At 40.8% G+C, this 17432-nt stretch carries 18 protein-coding genes; 15 read left to right on the top strand and 3 right to left on the bottom strand.

Features of this window, described 5'->3' with window-relative positions:
- The first annotated feature begins 95 nt into the window (after positions 1 to 95).
- The 11 genes from MKZ02_RS18455 (at position 96) to MKZ02_RS18405 (ending at position 10984) form a co-directional block, all read left to right on the top strand.
- Complete coding sequence (locus MKZ02_RS18455; RefSeq protein ID WP_340855141.1) at positions 96 to 1907, top strand: XylR N-terminal domain-containing protein; 1812 nt, start codon at positions 96 to 98, stop codon at positions 1905 to 1907.
- A 244-nt stretch (positions 1908 to 2151) separates the two neighbouring features.
- Positions 2152 to 3699, top strand: coding sequence for a 4-hydroxyphenylacetate 3-hydroxylase N-terminal domain-containing protein (locus MKZ02_RS18450; RefSeq protein ID WP_340855136.1), 1548 nt, complete (start codon positions 2152 to 2154; stop codon positions 3697 to 3699).
- Between the two features lie 119 nt (positions 3700 to 3818).
- Entirely contained in the window at positions 3819 to 4361 is a 543-nt protein-coding gene (locus MKZ02_RS18445) for an FAD synthetase (RefSeq protein ID WP_120036724.1), read from the top strand.
- A gap of 63 nt (positions 4362 to 4424) precedes the next feature.
- Positions 4425 to 5195: a dioxygenase family protein gene (locus tag MKZ02_RS18440; protein WP_120036726.1), complete on the top strand. Its 771-nt coding sequence runs from the start codon at positions 4425 to 4427 to the stop codon at positions 5193 to 5195.
- A 409-nt stretch (positions 5196 to 5604) separates the two neighbouring features.
- Positions 5605 to 6441, top strand: coding sequence for an alpha/beta fold hydrolase (locus MKZ02_RS18435; RefSeq protein ID WP_340855132.1), 837 nt, complete (start codon positions 5605 to 5607; stop codon positions 6439 to 6441).
- A gap of 237 nt (positions 6442 to 6678) precedes the next feature.
- Entirely contained in the window at positions 6679 to 7395 is a 717-nt protein-coding gene (locus tag MKZ02_RS18430; RefSeq protein WP_340855130.1) for a carboxymuconolactone decarboxylase family protein, read from the top strand.
- A 22-nt stretch (positions 7396 to 7417) separates the two neighbouring features.
- Entirely contained in the window at positions 7418 to 8107 is a 690-nt protein-coding gene (locus MKZ02_RS18425; RefSeq protein ID WP_340855128.1) for a CoA transferase subunit A, read from the top strand.
- Positions 8100 to 8780, top strand: a complete 681-nt coding sequence (locus tag MKZ02_RS18420; protein WP_340855124.1) for a 3-oxoacid CoA-transferase subunit B — start codon at positions 8100 to 8102, stop codon at positions 8778 to 8780. The genes MKZ02_RS18425 and MKZ02_RS18420 overlap by 8 nt, the downstream gene beginning before the upstream one ends.
- Positions 8746 to 9870, top strand: coding sequence for a muconate cycloisomerase family protein (locus MKZ02_RS18415; RefSeq protein WP_340855122.1), 1125 nt, complete (start codon positions 8746 to 8748; stop codon positions 9868 to 9870). The genes MKZ02_RS18420 and MKZ02_RS18415 overlap by 35 nt, the downstream gene beginning before the upstream one ends.
- A 74-nt stretch (positions 9871 to 9944) precedes the next feature.
- Positions 9945 to 10268: a DUF3870 domain-containing protein gene (locus MKZ02_RS18410; RefSeq protein ID WP_120036736.1), complete on the top strand. Its 324-nt coding sequence runs from the start codon at positions 9945 to 9947 to the stop codon at positions 10266 to 10268.
- A 209-nt stretch (positions 10269 to 10477) separates the two neighbouring features.
- Positions 10478 to 10984, top strand: a complete 507-nt coding sequence (locus tag MKZ02_RS18405) for a flavin reductase family protein (protein WP_120036738.1) — start codon at positions 10478 to 10480, stop codon at positions 10982 to 10984.
- Positions 10985 to 11053: 69 nt separating this feature from the next.
- Here MKZ02_RS18405 and MKZ02_RS18400 read toward each other — a convergent pair whose 3' ends face one another.
- Positions 11054 to 12028 carry an aromatic ring-hydroxylating oxygenase subunit alpha gene (locus tag MKZ02_RS18400; RefSeq protein ID WP_120036740.1) on the bottom strand — a complete coding sequence of 325 codons (975 nt, stop codon included), beginning with the start codon at positions 12026 to 12028 and terminating at the stop codon, positions 11054 to 11056.
- A 184-nt stretch (positions 12029 to 12212) separates the two neighbouring features.
- Between MKZ02_RS18400 and MKZ02_RS18395 the strand changes: the two genes are divergently transcribed.
- Positions 12213 to 13547, top strand: coding sequence for a uracil-xanthine permease family protein (locus MKZ02_RS18395; RefSeq protein WP_340855114.1), 1335 nt, complete (start codon positions 12213 to 12215; stop codon positions 13545 to 13547).
- Between the two features lie 64 nt (positions 13548 to 13611).
- Here MKZ02_RS18395 and MKZ02_RS18390 read toward each other — a convergent pair whose 3' ends face one another.
- Positions 13612 to 13953, bottom strand: a complete 342-nt coding sequence (locus MKZ02_RS18390; RefSeq protein WP_340855111.1) for a hypothetical protein — start codon at positions 13951 to 13953, stop codon at positions 13612 to 13614.
- A 51-nt stretch (positions 13954 to 14004) separates the two neighbouring features.
- Positions 14005 to 14274, bottom strand: coding sequence for a YtzC family protein (locus MKZ02_RS18385; protein WP_340856452.1), 270 nt, complete (start codon positions 14272 to 14274; stop codon positions 14005 to 14007).
- 165 nt (positions 14275 to 14439) lie between these two features.
- Here MKZ02_RS18385 and MKZ02_RS18380 point away from each other — a divergent pair, with 165 nt between their 5' ends.
- The 3 genes from MKZ02_RS18380 to MKZ02_RS18370 all read left to right on the top strand — a co-directional run bounded on the left by MKZ02_RS18380 (position 14440) and on the right by MKZ02_RS18370 (position 17432).
- Positions 14440 to 14577 carry a small, acid-soluble spore protein L gene (locus MKZ02_RS18380; RefSeq protein ID WP_120036748.1) on the top strand — a complete coding sequence of 46 codons (138 nt, stop codon included), beginning with the start codon at positions 14440 to 14442 and terminating at the stop codon, positions 14575 to 14577.
- Between the two features lie 321 nt (positions 14578 to 14898).
- Positions 14899 to 15732, top strand: a complete 834-nt coding sequence (locus tag MKZ02_RS18375) for a methyl-accepting chemotaxis protein (RefSeq protein WP_120036750.1) — start codon at positions 14899 to 14901, stop codon at positions 15730 to 15732.
- A gap of 464 nt (positions 15733 to 16196) precedes the next feature.
- Positions 16197 to 17432: a DUF3238 domain-containing protein gene (locus MKZ02_RS18370; RefSeq protein WP_340855103.1), complete on the top strand. Its 1236-nt coding sequence runs from the start codon at positions 16197 to 16199 to the stop codon at positions 17430 to 17432.

Genomic DNA, 17432 nt, shown 5'->3' with positions numbered 1-17432 from the left:
TTTTTTGTGGTTTATAAATAGAAAGAATATTGCTAATATTTGTGATACGAACATTTATAAGCGCAAATATTTTGTTCAGCAAAGGGTGGGGAGAAATGAAGTCGTATCAGCTGCTATTTGAGAACTTAATTGATGTAAATCCCCGTACTGGAGAAATTAAATTTAGCGACAGAAGAATGGCTCTCGTGCCTGTAGAAGCATTAGGAATTCTGCGCAGAGATTTAGTTAATACGTTAGGCATGGAGCGGGCAAAGGGATTTTTAATGAGGTACGGGTGGGCATGGGGATATCGAGACGGAGAAACCATTGAAAAAATGTTTGATTGGGACTCAAAGCAAGAGCTTATACTGGCAGGACCTTATTTGCACACCTTAGAAGGGATCGCCACCGTCGAGCAGGATGTAATTGAACTAACAGAGGAAGTTCTTTATTTTACGGGATTCTGGAAAAATTCTTTTGAAGCTGTGGAGCATATTGATCACTATGGCTGCAGCGAGGACCCAGTTTGCTGGACATTGATTGGTTATGCAAGCGGTTATTTAACTAAAACGTTTGGCAAGGAAGTATTAGTCATTGAGGAAGAGTGCCAGGGGAAAGGGGACGCACATTGCCGCTTTGTTGCAAAAACCGTTGATGAAAAGGATGAGCGCCATCAACAGGACTTGCGCTATTATAAGGCGGAATCGCTGCTGTCTGAACTAGATCATGCTTACAAAGAAGTGCAGCAGTTAAACGAAAATATCACCCGATCAGAACAAATTCAAAAGCAATTAACAGATATGCTGCTCGAAGATAAGAGTATAACAGATACGATTCGATTTCTTGCCAATACTTTGCAAAAAAGCATAGTGATTGATTATTACTTTGAGAAGTTAGAGTGTGCATTTGTCTGCTTAGCTGATGAAAAGACCTATCAAAACTGGCGAGAGAATAAAGGCGTTTATAAGGAAGGACAAAAGCAGATTGATGCGTTTTCCATTCGGGCTCACAATGAAAATCTCGGAAGTCTGGTCGTTATTGGCGACAAAGAGCTATGTCAAAAAGAACGAATGATTACTGAACGGGCGCTTACCGTTTTCTCGATACAAATGTTTCATCAGCGCAAGTTGACACAAGCGCTTTGGAGCAAAAAGGAAGATTTTTTTCAAGAAATATTAAATAATAATTACGATGAACATACTCTTCAAAGGTACACACATATTTTCAATTTTAACCCCAAAAATTCAAGCCGCATTCTTACACTGAAAGTCGATACCGATTTAAAACGAAAAGAAATTCTTCATCATATTTGTTTGTTGTATCCAGACACGGATGTGTTTTTAAAGGATCAATATATCACTTTTATATTGTCAGAAGAAGACTACTCGGAAATCGAAAGGTTTTCAATCAAGCTGCAATCCGCTATTCAAAAAGAATTCAAGCCTATAAGGATATACATAGGGGCCGGGCGTAAGGTAAATCATCTAAAAGACTTACCAAGAAGCTATGAAGATGCCTGCCATATTTGTGATTTTATCGAGGCCGCCTATCCGACTGATAGCAGGATCTCCTGCTTTGAAGAATTAGAGCCGGTTATTATGTTTTTTAAAGGCAGTAATCAACAAGAGCTGATCGAATTTTGCAAGAGGACGATCGGAGATATCATTGAGTACGATGAATTAAATCAGGGGAATTTAGTGATTACATTAAAATCTTATTTAGAGCATAATGGCAATCTCCAGCAAACAGCAGATGACTTACATTTATCAATTGCAGGATTGCGTTATCGGATAGAAAAGATCGAATCGCTTTGCCGATCTGACTTAAAGACTGGCATTGGTCGTTTTAATTGTCAATTGGCTGTCCAAGTGTATTTTGCCTTGAGAATCATTGAGGGAGATTCCCCTTTTGCTGCGTTAAAAATATAAATAGAGAAGGCCGCCTGTCCGTTCCTTTTGGAGCCGATCGGCGGCTTTTATGTGCTTTCGTTGGATCAAGAATAGGACAAAATTTATACTTTACTCTCATTTAAAAGCGAAACCACAAAATATGAAACAAAACTAGAGATATACCACGTTTTTTTACAGTTCAAACTATTCTAATTATTCAGGATAATATATTTACAACATGAAAGCGCTTTATAACAAGGAGGCAAAATAAGGAGGAATAATAATGAATGCACAACAAACGGCAACCACCAACCGGCCTTTAACAGGAAAAGAATATTTGGAAAGTCTAAAAGATGGGCGTGAAATATGGATTTATGGCGAGAAAGTAGAAGATGTCACCACTCACCCCGCTTTTCGTAACTCGGCCCGTTCAATCGCCCGGCTTTATGATGCCTTGCATGATGAAAAAACAAAAAATGTTTTAACGGCCGAAACGGATACCGGCAACGGTGGATACACTCAAAAATTTTTCCAATTTGATAAAACAGCAGAGGATCTCTTAGCTTCCCGCAATGCCATTGCTGAATGGGCAAAGCTCTCTTATGGGCAAATGGGAAGGTCTCCCGATTACAAAGCGTCTTTTTTGGCAACGCTTGGTGCTGATCCTGATTATTATGCTCCTTATGCAGATAACGCAAGAAGGTGGTACAAGGAAGCACAGGAAAAGAACTTATTTTTCAACCATGCGATTATTAATCCACCAGTGGACCGTAACAAACCATTAGAAGCGGTGCAAGATATTTTTATTAAAGCAGTGGGAGAAACAGAGGAAGGGGTCATCGTTAGCGGTGCCAAGATGGTCGCCACCGGCTCCGCTCTAACCAACTATAACTTTGTGGCTCATTACGGGGCAGCTCCTATTAAGGATGAAAACATGGCCCTTTGCTTTGTAGCTTCGATGGATACGCCAGGTGTCAAACTAGTGTGCCGGACTTCGTACGAAATGAACGCGGCTGTTATGGGCAGCCCATTTGATTATCCGTTGAGCAGCCGCTTTGATGAAAATGATGCCGTGCTGGTGTTTGAGAATGCCTTAATCCCTTGGGAGAATATTTTAATTTATAAAGATGTGAAGAAGATTAATAACTTCTTTGCAGAGAGCGGATTCTTACATCGTTTTACTTTCCATGGCCTTACAAGACTAGCAGTAAAGCTAGACTTTATCGCCGGCTTATTGATCAAAGCGGTTAAGGTGAATGGAACCGACCAATTCCGCGGTGTGCAGGCGAATGTCGGAGAGGTTATTGCTTGGAAAAATATGTTCTGGGCTTTAAGTGACGCCATGGCGATGAATCCAAATGAAGGAAAGAATGGCACGGTGCTGCCAAACTTAAATTATGGGCTCGCCTATCGGGTCTTTATGTCAGAAGGCTGGCCGAAAATTAAAGAGATTATTGAAAACGTCGTGGCAGGCAGCTTAATCGTTCAACCTTCCAGCGTACGAGACTTTAAAAATCCTGAGCTCCGTTCTATCATCGATAAGCTGTACAGAGGCTCCAATGATGTAGATGCCTTAAATAAGATCAAGCTCATTAAATTGCTTTGGGACGTAGTAGGAACAGAATACGGCGGCAGACACGAATTGTATGAAAGAAATTATTCTGGAAATCACGAAAATATCCGGCTTGAAAACCTCGTTGTCGCTACTAGCAGCGGAGAGGCAGAGAGGATGGAGAAATTCGTTGAAGCGTGTATGAATGATTACGACTTAGACGGCTGGAAAAATGACACATGGATAAACCCCGACGATGTCAGCTATTTTTCAAAGTGACCAGTAAGAGAGTCCGGAAGAGTTTCACTGGCTGTTTTCAAAAAAAGCTCTATTGGAGGAGAAGTGAACAGGCCGTTAAGGAGACGCTGCATCAATCATAGGATATGGAGGGAACTTCTATGGAAGTAATCAAAAACCATAATTTAAAGCTGAAGCAATCTGTCGTGACGATCGGCGCTTTTGACGGCATTCATATTGGGCACCAGTCGCTTATCAAGAAGACGGTCAATCGGGCACGCCAGTTAAATGTTCCTGCGGTAGTCTATACGTTTGATCCTCCTCCTAGACCCTATTTTCAAAATCAAATGATTTTAACGACTGTGGAGGAAAAAGTCGGATTTTTAAAAAAGCTTGGTATCGATTATGCCATTATTGCAAGATTTGATGAAGATTACGTGGCAAGAAGTGCTGAAGACTTTCTAAAAGAATTGGAAGCCTTGTCTCCACAAGAGGTATGGATAGGGCCAAATTTTCAATTTGGAAAAGGCAAACAAGGAACAACGAAAGAATTGGCTGCCCGTTTTCATACATTTATTCATCCGCTGGTTAAGTGTGCAAACGGACAACCGGTTTCTTCTACACGAATAAGAAACTTACTTGATGAGCAGGAAGAAAAGCTGGCAAATGAGCTTCTCGGAAGAGATTTGTTTGCCGGCGCTTAAATATAGTGATTCTTGAGCGAAAGAGTCTTATAAAAAAATAAATTGAAATAGGGAGGAATTAAAATGATAGAATCTGTTGCCCAAAGTAAACGAGTGGTGGAAATCTATGAGAGCTTCGTTAAGCATATGAAGAATTTTTTGGATGAGCAGCAAATCAATCATGAAGAATATACAAACTTTGTGAAGTGGGCAAACCGTTTAGGCACGAGCGGGGAAATTCCTCTGTTTTTAGATGTATTCGTAGAAACATATGTATTAGAAGCAAAATATAAGGGCCTTCCTGGAACAGAGCCGTCGCTTCTTGGCCCTTATTTTGTAGAAGGAACTCCATTACTGAAAGAGAAACCTTTCGCCGTCCCGCAAAGACCGGATGAAAAAGGGGATAAGCTTGTATTCCGTGGCAGTGTCCGCTCCGTAAATGGAACGATTTTATCTAATACGAGAGTAGAATGGTGGCAGGATGATGCGGACGGCTATTATTCTAACTTTGATTCTGATGCTCCCCACTACAATTTAAGAGGACATTTCTATACAGATGATAATGGCCAGTTTGAAGTACACTCCATCGTACCGGTTCCTTATCAAATTCCAACGAACGGGCCAACCGGAGAATTTGTAAGAGCGGCTGGTTATCATTCCTACCGTCCAGCTCATATTCACATGAAATTTGAAAAAGAGGGCCATGAAACATTGATTACGCAAGTATTCTTTGAGGGTGATGAGTGGCTCGATACAGATGTAGCCAACGGCGTCCGTTCTTCTTTATTAACGAAGCTTGTAGACAAAGGTGATCATAAAGAAGCTTCACTGGACTTCGTTATGCGGACGGAATGAGAAAGAAGTTACTGAAGAGGGAAGGGGGATAACTGCCTCTTCTCTTTCTTTGCTCACAAAAAAGCTATTTCAAAAAAATTCAACCATTTTTTGAGGGAGTAAATCCGTTCTTCTTATTTATTGAATAGCGCAAAGCTGACGAAAAAACCTTATAAAAAAGAATAAAAGAGAGCCAGAAAAGTGTTTGCTAAGTATCTGATACTCTATAGACGATTTAAGTTATACTCGAAACGTTGAGCGCTATATGATAGAATAAATTAACAAATAAGAAACTGCCTATTCATTAGCGATTAAAAGATGCCCTTTTTTAATTGAAACTAGTGAAAGAACTGGCTGTCTTAAATAACTGCTGTCAAAATTTGATAGCACTATTTAAGGCAGCCAATTTTTATTATAAGGAGTGAAAATCATGAAGATGTATATGAAAGAGATTAATAACCGCAGGTTCCAATTGGCTGACTACCCTGGAAAAAAAGGGACGATCATTGCGATTCACGGCTTAACAGGCACGCACAAAAATATGCATTATTACGCTGAGTCGTTAAAAGGAGATTACCGGTTTATTTCACTTGATTTAAGAGGGAGAGGCAATAGTTCAGAGATGGATGAGGAGCCTTCGATCTTCAAGCATGCAGAAGATATTATAGATTTAATAAAGGAGCTTAAAATTGAAAATCCCATTTTAATCGGCCATTCGATGGGTGCTTTTATCTCGACTATTGTGGCCAGCAAATTAAATTCTGTGAAAGGGATTATTTTGTTAGATGGCGCCGCTTTAATGTCTGATCATCAGCGCGATATTGTGAAGCCGTCACTTGGAAGGTTAAGTAAGCAGTATGAGTCAGCGGAAAGGTATGTGCAAGAAACAAAAGGAATTTATGAGCGTTTAGGTGTAGAGTGGTCCCCGGTATTAGAAGAGGCGGTCCGGTATGAAATTCGGGAAGCGGAGGGCCATTGGGAACATAAATCGTGCGAAGCAAAAATTTTATCTGACTTTGAAAGTTTTTATTCCTATTCTCCTAAAGAGATATGTGAAGCAATTCAATGCCCAGTTTTATTGGTATATGCCAAAGGGGAAATCGGACCATTTCCTCCTCTGTTTTACGAGGCAGACTACGATGAAACAAAAAAATATACAAAGAATATGAAGACAGTGATTTCAGACAGCAATCATTACACGATGGTATTTGAAAACAGAGAAGAAATCAATCAGATAGTAAAAGAATTTTTGCAGAATATTCGTTAAATTAGTTGTAATATTTAGAATTTAGTGTAAAATATAAATATGAATTAAATGAGCGATTGCCTATTCATTAGCTATTAAAAATTACCCTTTTTAATACTACCTAATGAACAAATGGCTGTCTTAAACAACTGTTATCTCATGAGATAGCAATGTTTAAGGCAGCCATTTTTTTGTGGCAATGGTGTAAAGCTTTCAATCGATCTTACCTTCACAATTTAATGGAATAGGATGTTGAAAATGAGCAAAGGATTAGCATATTTCAAAGAAGTATACGATAAAGTGCCAGGCTGGGTACAAAAAATGCATGATTATAGCCCTGAAGCGCTTGAGCATTACACAAGTTTGCGCGGCGGCATTATGAATGATAGCGCCCTAACAAGAAAAGAAAAAGATATTCTGCTAGTCGGCATGAATGCAGCACGGCTGTATGAGCGGAGTATGGTCTACCACACGAAAGGAGCGTTAGATGGCGGAGCGACTATACCGGAATTAGTAGAATACTTGTTGGTTTCCTATTTATATAACGGAGAGAAAGCATTAAAAACAGCTACCAAATCGTTAGAGTATGCCTTGTCATTAAAAGGAAAAGAGGTTCCTGATTTCAAAAACAATGCACAAACAGCGGAAGAACTGCTGAATCGGATGATTCAATTAATGGAGGATGAAGACACACAGTTCGCGGAAGAAGTGTTGGCCTTGATTCGTTCGGGAGAAGAAGAGCAGTTAAAAGAAAAAATAGTAAGCGATGCAGTAGTTTCCCGGAGAATGAAGCATCTTTTAATATCAGGTATTTATATTACCGAACTAAAAGGAAAGGAAGCAGGGGAGTGGGTGGAAGCGGCCAGAAAACAGGGAGCTTCCGAAGCGGAATTAGCCGATGTTGGATTGATTTGTTTATTAACAGCAGGCATTCCGGCCTGGTTTGAAGCCAGTGATTCATTAATTGAAAAATAAAGGGGAAGAGGTGGTGAAAAGCATGGCGAAAATCTATGAGGACATCAAGCAAGCTTTGTCTTGTGTACAGTCTGGCCACACGCTTATGGTCGGCGGATTTGGTTTAATCGGAGCGCCTCTAACATTAATTGACGGACTGGCTGAAAGAGACGTATCCAATTTGACGATCATTAGCAACAACTTAGGGGAAGTCGGCCGGGGGTTGGGGATTCTCCTTAGACAAAACAAAATCAGGAAAGCGATCGGCTCTTATTTTACAAGCAACCGGGAAGTGGGCGACTATTATCAAAAAGGAGAAATAGAGTTGCAGCTGTTGCCACAGGGGACGTTATCCGAGTCCATGCGAGCGGGCGGAGCAGGAATTGGCGGGTACTATACGAAAACTGGTGTTGGAACCGAATTAGCTAAAGGAAAGGAAGAACGGGAGATTAACGGAGTGAAGTATATTTTTGAACCGGCCATTCGGGCAGATGTGGCATTAATCAGAGCACATAAAGCAGACACGCTTGGAAATCTTGTTTACTACAAGACAGCTCGTAATTTCAATCCGTTAATGGCCACAGCAGCCGATATCGTTATCGCCGAAGTAGATGAAATTGTTGAACCAGGCGAACTGTCACCGGAAGAAATTGTAACGCCTCATTTATTCGTCGATGGAATCGTGAAGGCACAGAAAATATTGACGAAAGCCGGGGTGGTCAGTTGTGGCTGAAAAACATACTATTCAGGAAGTGATCGCTGAACGAGCCGCCAGAGAATTAACAGGTCCTTGTATTGTTAATCTGGGGATCGGAATTCCAACATTAGTAGCCAAGTATATTGATGATAAAGATGTTTATTTTCATACGGAGAACGGCCTGCTTGGTGTAACGGATGTAGAAGAAGATGAGATCGATCCGAACCGGGTGAATGCAGGTAAATTGCCAGTTGGTGAAACGATCGGTGCCTCATTTTTCAACAGTGCAGATTCTTTTGCTATGATTCGCGGGGGTCATGTTGATGTCGCCATCCTTGGTGTATTGCAAGTGGATCAAAAAGGTATTATTGCTAACTGGGCTGTGCCGGGGAAGAACATTATGGGAGTAGGCGGCGCGATGGATTTACTTGTAGGAGCAAAGAAAGTAATTGTCACAACGACACATACAACAAAAGACGGAAAAAGCAAACTGTTAAAGGCGTGTACGTTCCCAATTACTTCAACAAGAAGTGTAGATATGATCATTACCGAGCTGGCTGTTTTTGAAGTAGCTGACGGCAAACTAAAGTTAATCGAGTTAATGCCGGGAGCGACAATAGAGATGGTACGAGAAAAAACAGAAGCAGAATTTATAGAGCAGAGGATTGATGATAATGAAGATTCATTCGCTAAATATATACGTAGTTGACCTGCCGACCATTCGTCCTCATCATTTAGCGATGCATACGATTGTCACACAAACCATTGTATTGGCGTGTATGAAGAGTGAGGATGGCATAGAAGGATGGGCGGAAGTAGCGACGATTGGTGGCACGTCTTATTCGGAGGAAAGTCCGGAAGCCATTAAGTTTAACATTGAAAAATATATTAAGCCGCTCATTATTGGGGAGAGTGCGGGAAACTTTGAGGCATTGTCTTATAAAATCGGTACGTATGTGAAAGGAAATTACTATGCAAAGGCGCTCATTGAAGCAGCAATGGTTGATTTAACTGCTAAAACAAGAAACGTTCCTGCCTACGAATTATTTGGCGGGCAATGCCACGCTTCATTACCTGTCGCCTGGACACTGGCCAGTGGTGATACAGCAAGAGACATTGAAGAGGCGCAGCGTTGTCTGGCAGAAAGAAAGCATAATATTTTTAAATTAAAAATTGGAAAGGGGGATCCAAAAACGAATGTGGCTCATGTGATTAAGATCAAAGAAGCGATTGGGGAGTCCGGTAGTGTCCGGGTTGATGTGAACCAGGCGTGGGATGAAGTGACCTCTTTGTATTGTATTGAAGCACTGGAAGATGGCGGCGTGGACCTCATTGAACAGCCACTCGTCCGTTGGAACAATGAAGGCATGGCGAAGCTTTCGGCTCGTTTCAAAGTGCCGATTATGGCCGATGAATCGGTTGGCACGATTCAAGAAGCATATCAAATGGCTAAGTGCAGGGCAGCGAACGTATTTGCTTTGAAAGTTGCCAAAGCCGGCGGTTTAACAGCGGTGAAAAAGGTGGCCGCTATTGCGGAAGCGTCTGGAATACCGTTATATGGCGGAACGATGATCGAATCCTCGCTCGGAACGGCCATTTGCGCGCAGCTCTATTCCACTATTTCAGAAATGACGTTTGGCACAGAACTATTTGGTCCGCTGCTATTTAAAGATAATGTGACGGTTAACGAAATTGAATATGAAAACTTTGAAGTAAAAGTGCCGAACGGGCCAGGGTTTGGGATGACAATCGATAAAGAAAAAGTAAAACATTATTCAAGAGAAGTGTATATGGTATAAACTTATAAGGGAAAAATAATTCCCTTACATGGTGAATGCCACATAGACATGGGATCTTGAAAGGATGTAGTTGTATGAGAATGACAAGTGTACTGATTACCGCTTATGCAAAAGCACCGCAAAATACAAGCATGTATGAAAATTATAAATACGCGGGAATCGTGCTTGAAATTCATAAAGAAAGTCATATTGTCCTCAATGCCGAATTTACCTTCTTAACGAACCTTGCTCAGGATTACTTTAAGAGAATGATTGTTGGTTATGACTTTAGCAAAGATCTTAAACCGCTGATCGAAGAGATCACGGAAGATTTTCTGGCGCCGTCCCAGCAGGCGGTAATCGTAGCGTTAAAGGTGGCGCATCAGCGGTATAAAGACAGTTTGGAAGCGAGAAAATAAGGAGCAAATCACCGAAAAGATATAGTAGAGCGTTTCCTCTTTATCTTTTAATAATCCTATTTGATTGAATATTTAAAATTTTGTTTATTCCAGTTTTTACGTCTTTCCAAGAAAGTGGAGCGTACAGTTGCGCAGTAATTTGATAAGCAAGAATTATAGAAATAAAGATAAACAAATTTCATGTAACAATATAAAAGGAGCGAGAATAAATGGACAAAGCAGAAAAGCAGAATTTATTTAAAGAAGTGATGGGAAACTATCCGACGGGAGTAACGATTGTAACTGGAGTTACTGAGGATGGAACACCGGTTGGCTTAACCGTGAATTCATTTGCGTCCGTCTCGCTTGACCCCTTGATGGTGCTTTGGTCTATTGACCATGGAGTGTCAACAATTAAAGCATTTACAGAAGGAGGAAAGTTTGCTATCCACGTTCTCGCTGGTGAACAGCAAGAACTATGTAAAACCTTTGCCACAAAAGGAGTAGATCGCTTCGGTCAGTGTAAGTGGGAGATGTCTGAAAATGGACTGCCAATCATTGAAGGGGCGTTTGGTGTCTTTGAATGTGAAACATCTCAAGCTGTTGAAGCAGGAGATCACACGATATTGATTGGGAATGTGACCAATATCCATCTTGATAAAACTAAAGATCCAATGCTTTATCATCGCCGTTGTTTCGGTCCAATTCCGGCTGAGTTTTATAGCTATGTTAAGTGAACAATCAAAAGAGGTTATCAGTTAATGGATAACAAAAATCGGGCAAATTGCCCGATTTTTTGTTGGCTATTAAGATATCCCTAGGGTGACGCCGAGCTTCTTCAAATATTGTCTGTAAGCGATGCTCACGCGGTCAGAGATCAATGAAAGCTCAACTTGCAAGTCAAGCGGCAGCTCCTCTGGTTTTTGGTTTTCGACGATCGGTTTGTCCTGAGAGAAAATTTCATCCTGGAATTCGACCAGCTGCTGGTCTGTTAGCCCGGTATCGTAATTGAAAGAAAGAATACCGTAAGCGATGGAAGTTATTTCATCAACAGGGCGGACTGTTAAGAGAATCGTCATTAATGTATCATTTTCACGGTCTTTCTTCGTGAATTTTACCGTTAATGGACGAATGATTTCATACGTGTAGTAAACATATTTCGGTATGCCAGATCCGTCTGGGTCAGGCTGGAAAATAGCAATTTCGTCAGAGAATATCCGGCTGCCTTCCCAATGGACGGAATAGTCCCCGATCTCCCGATGCGTTTCTGCCCCTAAGTACCCTTGATGAACAACAGCAAGATGGCCGACATCAAGAAAATTCTCAATGATGCGCGGTGGCTTTGCTTGCACTTCTTGCGGTCCCCAAATGACATTGTGAAAGTCTGTGCCTTCCATTTCCTCATATCGAAAAAATTCTGGTTGGTTGTTCGCTAAGTTGACCCAAATGAAGCCGTATTTCTCCACACAAGCGTAGGAGACCGCTTTCGCTTTTTTAGGGATAGCCCTTCCTTCCGGCAGCTGCGGGATCTTCACGCAATCGCCTTGATCATTATATTCCCAAGCATGATAAGGACAGACGAGACAGTCATTCTTGACTTCTCCGAGTGATAAAGCAGCTCCTCTGTGGATACACAAATCTTTAAAAGCGTGCACGCCGTTATGGTTTCTGAAAATAGCCAAACGTTCTCCCATAAGAATGACTTGAACAGGCTTTTCTTTTACATCCTCTGAACGACAAGCTACTAGCCAGTCCTGCCGTAATACATCGTCTTGCAACATATCTCTTATCCCTCCGAATCAATATCATGCCTTTATTTTAATAATAGGAGAGTAGTAGGTCAACAAAAATACGAATTAAATTATATTTTTTTTAAAAAATGTTCGTTTTTTATATACAAAAAAGAATTTTTTTTATATAATCCACTTGAAAATAAATAAAAAACGAATAAAAGGAAGGGTTGCAGTGGAAAACAAGTCAGGAAACAACATTATTATCGGAGTAGATGATAAAGTTAGCCCCGGTAAAGCATTTGTCCTTGGATTACAGCATGTGCTGGCTATGGATTTATATATTGCCCCAATTGTCATTGCAGGCCTACTTGCGTTAAGTACAGAGAATACATCTTTCTTTATCCAAATGTGCTTCTTGGCCACAGGACTAGCTACATTAATTCAAACAGGTGCAGGAATCAAGCTTCCAGTCGTACAAGGGCCGTCTTATGTGCCGATTGGTGCGATCGCTGCAATTGGCGGTAAGCTCGGTCTTGGCGCAATTGCAGGGAGCCTCATTCCTGGTGCCATCATTATTGCTATTCTTGGGTATCCGTTAAAGTGGTTTGCTAAAGCAGTTAGAAGAATTATTCCACCACTTGTCGGTGGTACGGTTATCATTATTGTAGGTATCGCTTTAATGCCTGTCGGGCTTAATAATGTGTTTATCTCAGAAGGAAACATCGGGGACAATATTTTGATCGCAGCTGTTTCGGCGATCGTGCTCGTTATTTGTATGCTGCTTGGCCGTAAAAAGAATGGTTTCAGCACGTTTTTACGCTTGGTCTCTGTTATTATTGCCATTGTCGCCGGTACAATCACAGCCAGCTTTTTTGGCACAGTTGATTTTTCCCCAGTAAAAGAAGCGAGCTGGTTTGCCCTGCCGACCTTATTTCCGTTTGGAAAGCCGATATTTGATGCCGGTGCTATTATTACAATGGTGTTTGTCTATTTCATTATTTTAATGGAAACAACAGGTACTTGGTTCGTTGTCTCTACTGTTACTGGAAAAGAACTGGACGAAAAACGCTTGAATCGAGCTTCTGTTGGAGAAGGGCTTGGCTGTTTGGTCGGGTCTCTATTTGGCAGCACGCCGATGACGGGTTATTCATCAAATGCGGGCCTCCTAGCTATTACCGGTGTGGCAAGCCGGATGGTCATCATGGCAAGTGGACTGATTCTTGTCTTTCTTGGCCTTATTCCTAAATTGTCCACAGCGATTACGTGTATCCCTGAGCCTGTAATCAATGGGATCTTTGGCATCGTTTGTGTAGCTATCGTTACGAATGGCATGAAAGTTATTCAACCCATCATCATTGATGACCGCAATATGATCGTGATTGGCCTTCCAATTTTATTAACCATTGCTGTTACCATTTTACCGAAAGAAGTACTCAATAGTGTTCCTGACTGGGCTAACTATATTTTATCTTCTGGTATTACAGTTGGTGCACTGGCAACTGTTCTTCTAAATCTGGCCATTCCGGAAGAAAAAAGAAAAGCAGAAAAGGAAGTAAGCAGTTTATAGTGATTTGTGAAAAAGCCATCATCCTTCTTAAGAGGGATGATGGCTTTTTATAAAAGAACAGTTATTAAGGAAATCGGATAGGAATGTTTGATTTATGCTGGTCCTTATAGGAACGATAAGCGACAATGCTCCGGTCGGTTGTCCGGGCGTCTAATTGTAAAATCTGTGGCCCTTTCATCTCCAAATAATAATGGATGCCCATTGTTTCAAGGTCGTAGAACGTGAAGGTTTTCCCTAAAAAAGTTTTAGTCACTTTCTTTGTATCATGATGGGTGGGAATGAAGGCTGCCAGTTCTGTAACAGAGGCAGAAGGTATGCCTGTTAATTCAAATGTTTTTTCTTTTATATAGGCGGTAGTCCGTCCGATTGTTTCCTTTGCCTGATTCACCATCTGATTCACGTTCATAGGGTTATCACCTCAAGAGCTGACCCATCATGCAAATGGGTCAGCTATTTGTTAATGATCCAATAAAATCATGCTGTTTTGCATTTGCTGAAGCTGCAGTCTCATTCGGTGAAGCTGTTCTCTTTGCTGCTCGTTTGCACTAAGTAACAATTTATCCAATTGATTGTAAGCATCCTCCAACATCAATTGAGACTGAGAAAAGTTTCCATCATTATTATGCTCTTGCCGAGCTGCCTGCTTATATTGTTCTTCAGCATAATTAATTGCCCCTTGACATTGCTCCAAACATTCATCGACAGATTGTCTTGTTGCCATGCAGATCCTCTCCTTGCGACAAGTAATAAAAGCTTGCCGTTGCCTTTAGTTTTGCCTTTTTTATTTCTGATTATTAAAGCCAAAGATTGAAAGGACGAGAAGTTTGCATGTGACATTTTTCCATACTACAGCTGGTGTTTTAAGCAAATAGTAAATACAGGGGGTGTTAATATGAGCAAAAATAGGAATCGGGGCAATAAAGCTTTCAGCGGTGTAAATCCTCAAGGGTATGCCGGAGGAGGAAAAGGAGATACGAGCCCAAAGTCAGAGCTCGAAGATAGAGCTAAACATAGCAATACGAAGCGTTAACATTTGCTCTCCCGCTATAACGGCGGGAGGGCGATTCCAAACGAAGTGGTTTAAGCAAATGAATGTTTGGCAGCAGAATGAGTGTGGCCATGACAGAAAGACTTTAACGACGTCTTATTCCAGATTCGATGTAAACATGCGCACATAGAGGTAGGGGAATCACAGAGAATCCATTACAGTTCAAGTGCCCGATTGCCCATTATCCTCTAAAGACGCAGGTTTTTTTTATGATGAATATAGGTCTATTTATTCGCAACAAATTACATAGATTTGTTAACAGAGTAGTGTTAATATTGAGATAGTTAATGAGGGGGGAGAATAATGTTACATCCATTAAGAGAAATAGTGGAGCATTTATCAACTATTCAACAGACTTATCCAGAGGATACTTGCTTGATCTTAAGTGACAGGGAAACAATCATTGGCTATCTTCCAGGAAAGGAAATTGATTTAAAGTTAAAAGTCGGCGAGAGCATGTCCAAATATAAAAAATCTGCTACTTATAAAGTGTTGCAGACAGGTGAAAAAATTCGTGAAGAAATACCTGCAGACATGCTTGGCATTCCTTACGTATCAACTTGTACACCAATCAAGCAAGATGGACAAGTGATTGGCGCCTTTGCGGCAGTCGTTTCAAATCAAAAGATGGAGGATCTTCGCAAAGGAGCGGAAAAACTCAGCGCGGTTATTAGCCAAATGACAACGTTTTCAGAAGAAATAGCCTCCATCACTAATTCTTCGGCAGATAAACTCCAGGAATTGTCTCAGCAATCAGAAACGATGAAAAATAATATGAAGAGTGTGGAAAGAATTATTCAGCAAGTAAAGGAGATTTCCTCCAGGTCAAATATTTTAGGGTTAAATGCATCAATTGAAGCTGCTCGTTCTGGAGAGTATGGAAGAGGATTTTCAGTTGTGGCTGATGAAATACGTAAAATGGCCGCTAACAGCAATTCGGCGGCTGAAGATATACAAAAGCAGTTGGAATTAACTCAGAAAGAAATTTTAAAAATTAATGAATCTATCCATGAAATTGCCGCCCAAACAGAAGAACAATCGGCTAGTACGCAAGAGTTCCATTCAATGGTAGAAAGAATTTCTGATACAGCTAAACTGTTAAATAAGCACGGTGGAATCCATCATGCGTCCCATTAATGGCTGCCAAAGAAGGCGGTCTTTTTTTATTGGCAAGAACAAGCTTATATATTAGGTGTGGTGAAAGGCGTACACAACAAATTGATTGCTGAATGAGCAGGATTATCTCTATATTTCTGACAATCATCGTCCCGCTTATATTCAGCAGAGGGGGAACAGCAAAATAAATGAAAAGCCAAGCTGTCTTACTGCTGGCATGATGAAAATATTAGGCCATTACTTGTCACTATGCCTAATCGCCAACTATGCAAATACAAATTCCATGCTGTTTTAGCAATAGCTGCTATACACAATGAGGACGATTGAATGTGATGTCAACGATTTCGTGGAAGGTGTGGGGAAAAGCTATTTGGGGTATAACAAAAGGTAGTATCCAGTGCAGCAGTGGAATGCTAAAAAATGGGGTGAAAAGAGTGTTTTATCGTTATTCTATAGCTTTATTATGTTTGGCTGGAGGAGCCTTCTTGTCTTTAAAAACCCGACGTCAACAGCGGTTGGCTCGCATCAATAGTCTGATGATCAAATCCATTGAACAGAAGGAAAATGAAATTACCTTTCATTGGAAAGGAGAATTGGCGTCCTATAACCTGTACAGGGAGGGGGAGCTCGTCTATTCAGGATCAGATACAGAAGTGACGGATACAGGACTTCTTCCAGGTCAGCCATATTCATATACAATCGAAAAGAAAAGGGCAGGAAACCGTCCTTTAAAGATAATAAAAATACAGACCGCTACTGCTACTGCGGCAAAAGATAAGAGCTCTGTCAATGTCTTACAAGATTTAATCGTTACAACTATTGTAACAGACTCGCTTGTTAGTATGGAATGGGAGCCGATTGAAGGGATTGAAGAGTATTCAGTTTACCGGAACGGAGAAAGAATAGCAAAGGTAAAGGATTGTCGTTTTATTGATAATGATGTTCAAGCCAACAAGGATTATACGTATTCTATTCAAGCGGCCCGTCCCCTAGTGTTGTCAGAAAAGAAGATGAGTGAGGAAAAATTCGCCATAGCAGGGATTATCGGCTTTTTCAAAAAGGGAGCATCGGAAAAGGAAGCAGTCCTGGAAAGATTTAATCTAACTAAACGAATTGGCACAATTGAAAATGTATTAAAGCCAGTAGAACAGCTGTCTGAAGAGACAGAATGGATGGTTCGTTACACAACGTTTTTAGAGAATAAATGGTTGAAAAACCCCAACTTCTTTTCCCCGCTTCGTTATTTTAAAGGAGATAACCGCGGGTTTGACCCTGATTCTCAAGATTATCGAACAAGAGCGGACATTCGAGTCAACTATAATGGACAAAGTCCTCAAGTTCATTTATCAAGAGATGTTGGCAAAACAAAAGCTTATGGGTGGATGAGAAGGCTGAAAAAAGAAGAAACAGCTTCAGAGGACGGTATTAAGATAGAAACTGTAAACACAACAAGCGAAAAAGTCATTGTTCATCTTACTCACTCAGTCGGAAATCCATTGGTTACTTCCCCAGCAATTGATTATAAAGTACGGGCTTTGCTGTTCAGCAATGGTTTTTTTGATATTAGCGGGATACATGACCAATCTCCTCATCATGAAATATACATTAAGAATAGCAGTCATCCTTATTGGCAGCCTCTTCATCAAGCAGAGAGCAAAGGCTTAGAATGGATGTCGACAACGATGGCCGATCAATTTTGGAGAGTTTCTAACTTTATATAA

Source organism: Pseudobacillus sp. FSL P4-0506, from assembly GCF_038003025.1.
In the GTDB taxonomy this organism is placed as follows: Bacteria; Bacillota; Bacilli; order Bacillales; family Domibacillaceae; genus Pseudobacillus.
Note: the sequence above shows the minus strand (reverse complement) of the source record. Positions and strands in the feature narration are given on the sequence as shown.

Coding starts and splice junctions, on each gene's coding strand:
- MKZ02_RS18455 (WP_340855141.1), top strand. CDS start 96: ATGAAGTCGTATCAGCTGCTATTTGAGAACTTAATTGATGTAAATCCC.
- MKZ02_RS18450 (WP_340855136.1), top strand. CDS start 2,152: ATGAATGCACAACAAACGGCAACCACCAACCGGCCTTTAACAGGAAAA.
- MKZ02_RS18445 (WP_120036724.1), top strand. CDS start 3,819: ATGGAAGTAATCAAAAACCATAATTTAAAGCTGAAGCAATCTGTCGTG.
- MKZ02_RS18440 (WP_120036726.1), top strand. CDS start 4,425: ATGATAGAATCTGTTGCCCAAAGTAAACGAGTGGTGGAAATCTATGAG.
- MKZ02_RS18435 (WP_340855132.1), top strand. CDS start 5,605: ATGAAGATGTATATGAAAGAGATTAATAACCGCAGGTTCCAATTGGCT.
- MKZ02_RS18430 (WP_340855130.1), top strand. CDS start 6,679: ATGAGCAAAGGATTAGCATATTTCAAAGAAGTATACGATAAAGTGCCA.
- MKZ02_RS18425 (WP_340855128.1), top strand. CDS start 7,418: ATGGCGAAAATCTATGAGGACATCAAGCAAGCTTTGTCTTGTGTACAG.
- MKZ02_RS18415 (WP_340855122.1), top strand. CDS start 8,746: ATGAAGATTCATTCGCTAAATATATACGTAGTTGACCTGCCGACCATT.
- MKZ02_RS18410 (WP_120036736.1), top strand. CDS start 9,945: ATGAGAATGACAAGTGTACTGATTACCGCTTATGCAAAAGCACCGCAA.
- MKZ02_RS18405 (WP_120036738.1), top strand. CDS start 10,478: ATGGACAAAGCAGAAAAGCAGAATTTATTTAAAGAAGTGATGGGAAAC.
- MKZ02_RS18400 (WP_120036740.1), bottom strand. CDS start 12,028: ATGTTGCAAGACGATGTATTACGGCAGGACTGGCTAGTAGCTTGTCGT.
- MKZ02_RS18390 (WP_340855111.1), bottom strand. CDS start 13,953: ATGAACGTGAATCAGATGGTGAATCAGGCAAAGGAAACAATCGGACGG.
- MKZ02_RS18380 (WP_120036748.1), top strand. CDS start 14,440: ATGAGCAAAAATAGGAATCGGGGCAATAAAGCTTTCAGCGGTGTAAAT.
- MKZ02_RS18375 (WP_120036750.1), top strand. CDS start 14,899: ATGTTACATCCATTAAGAGAAATAGTGGAGCATTTATCAACTATTCAA.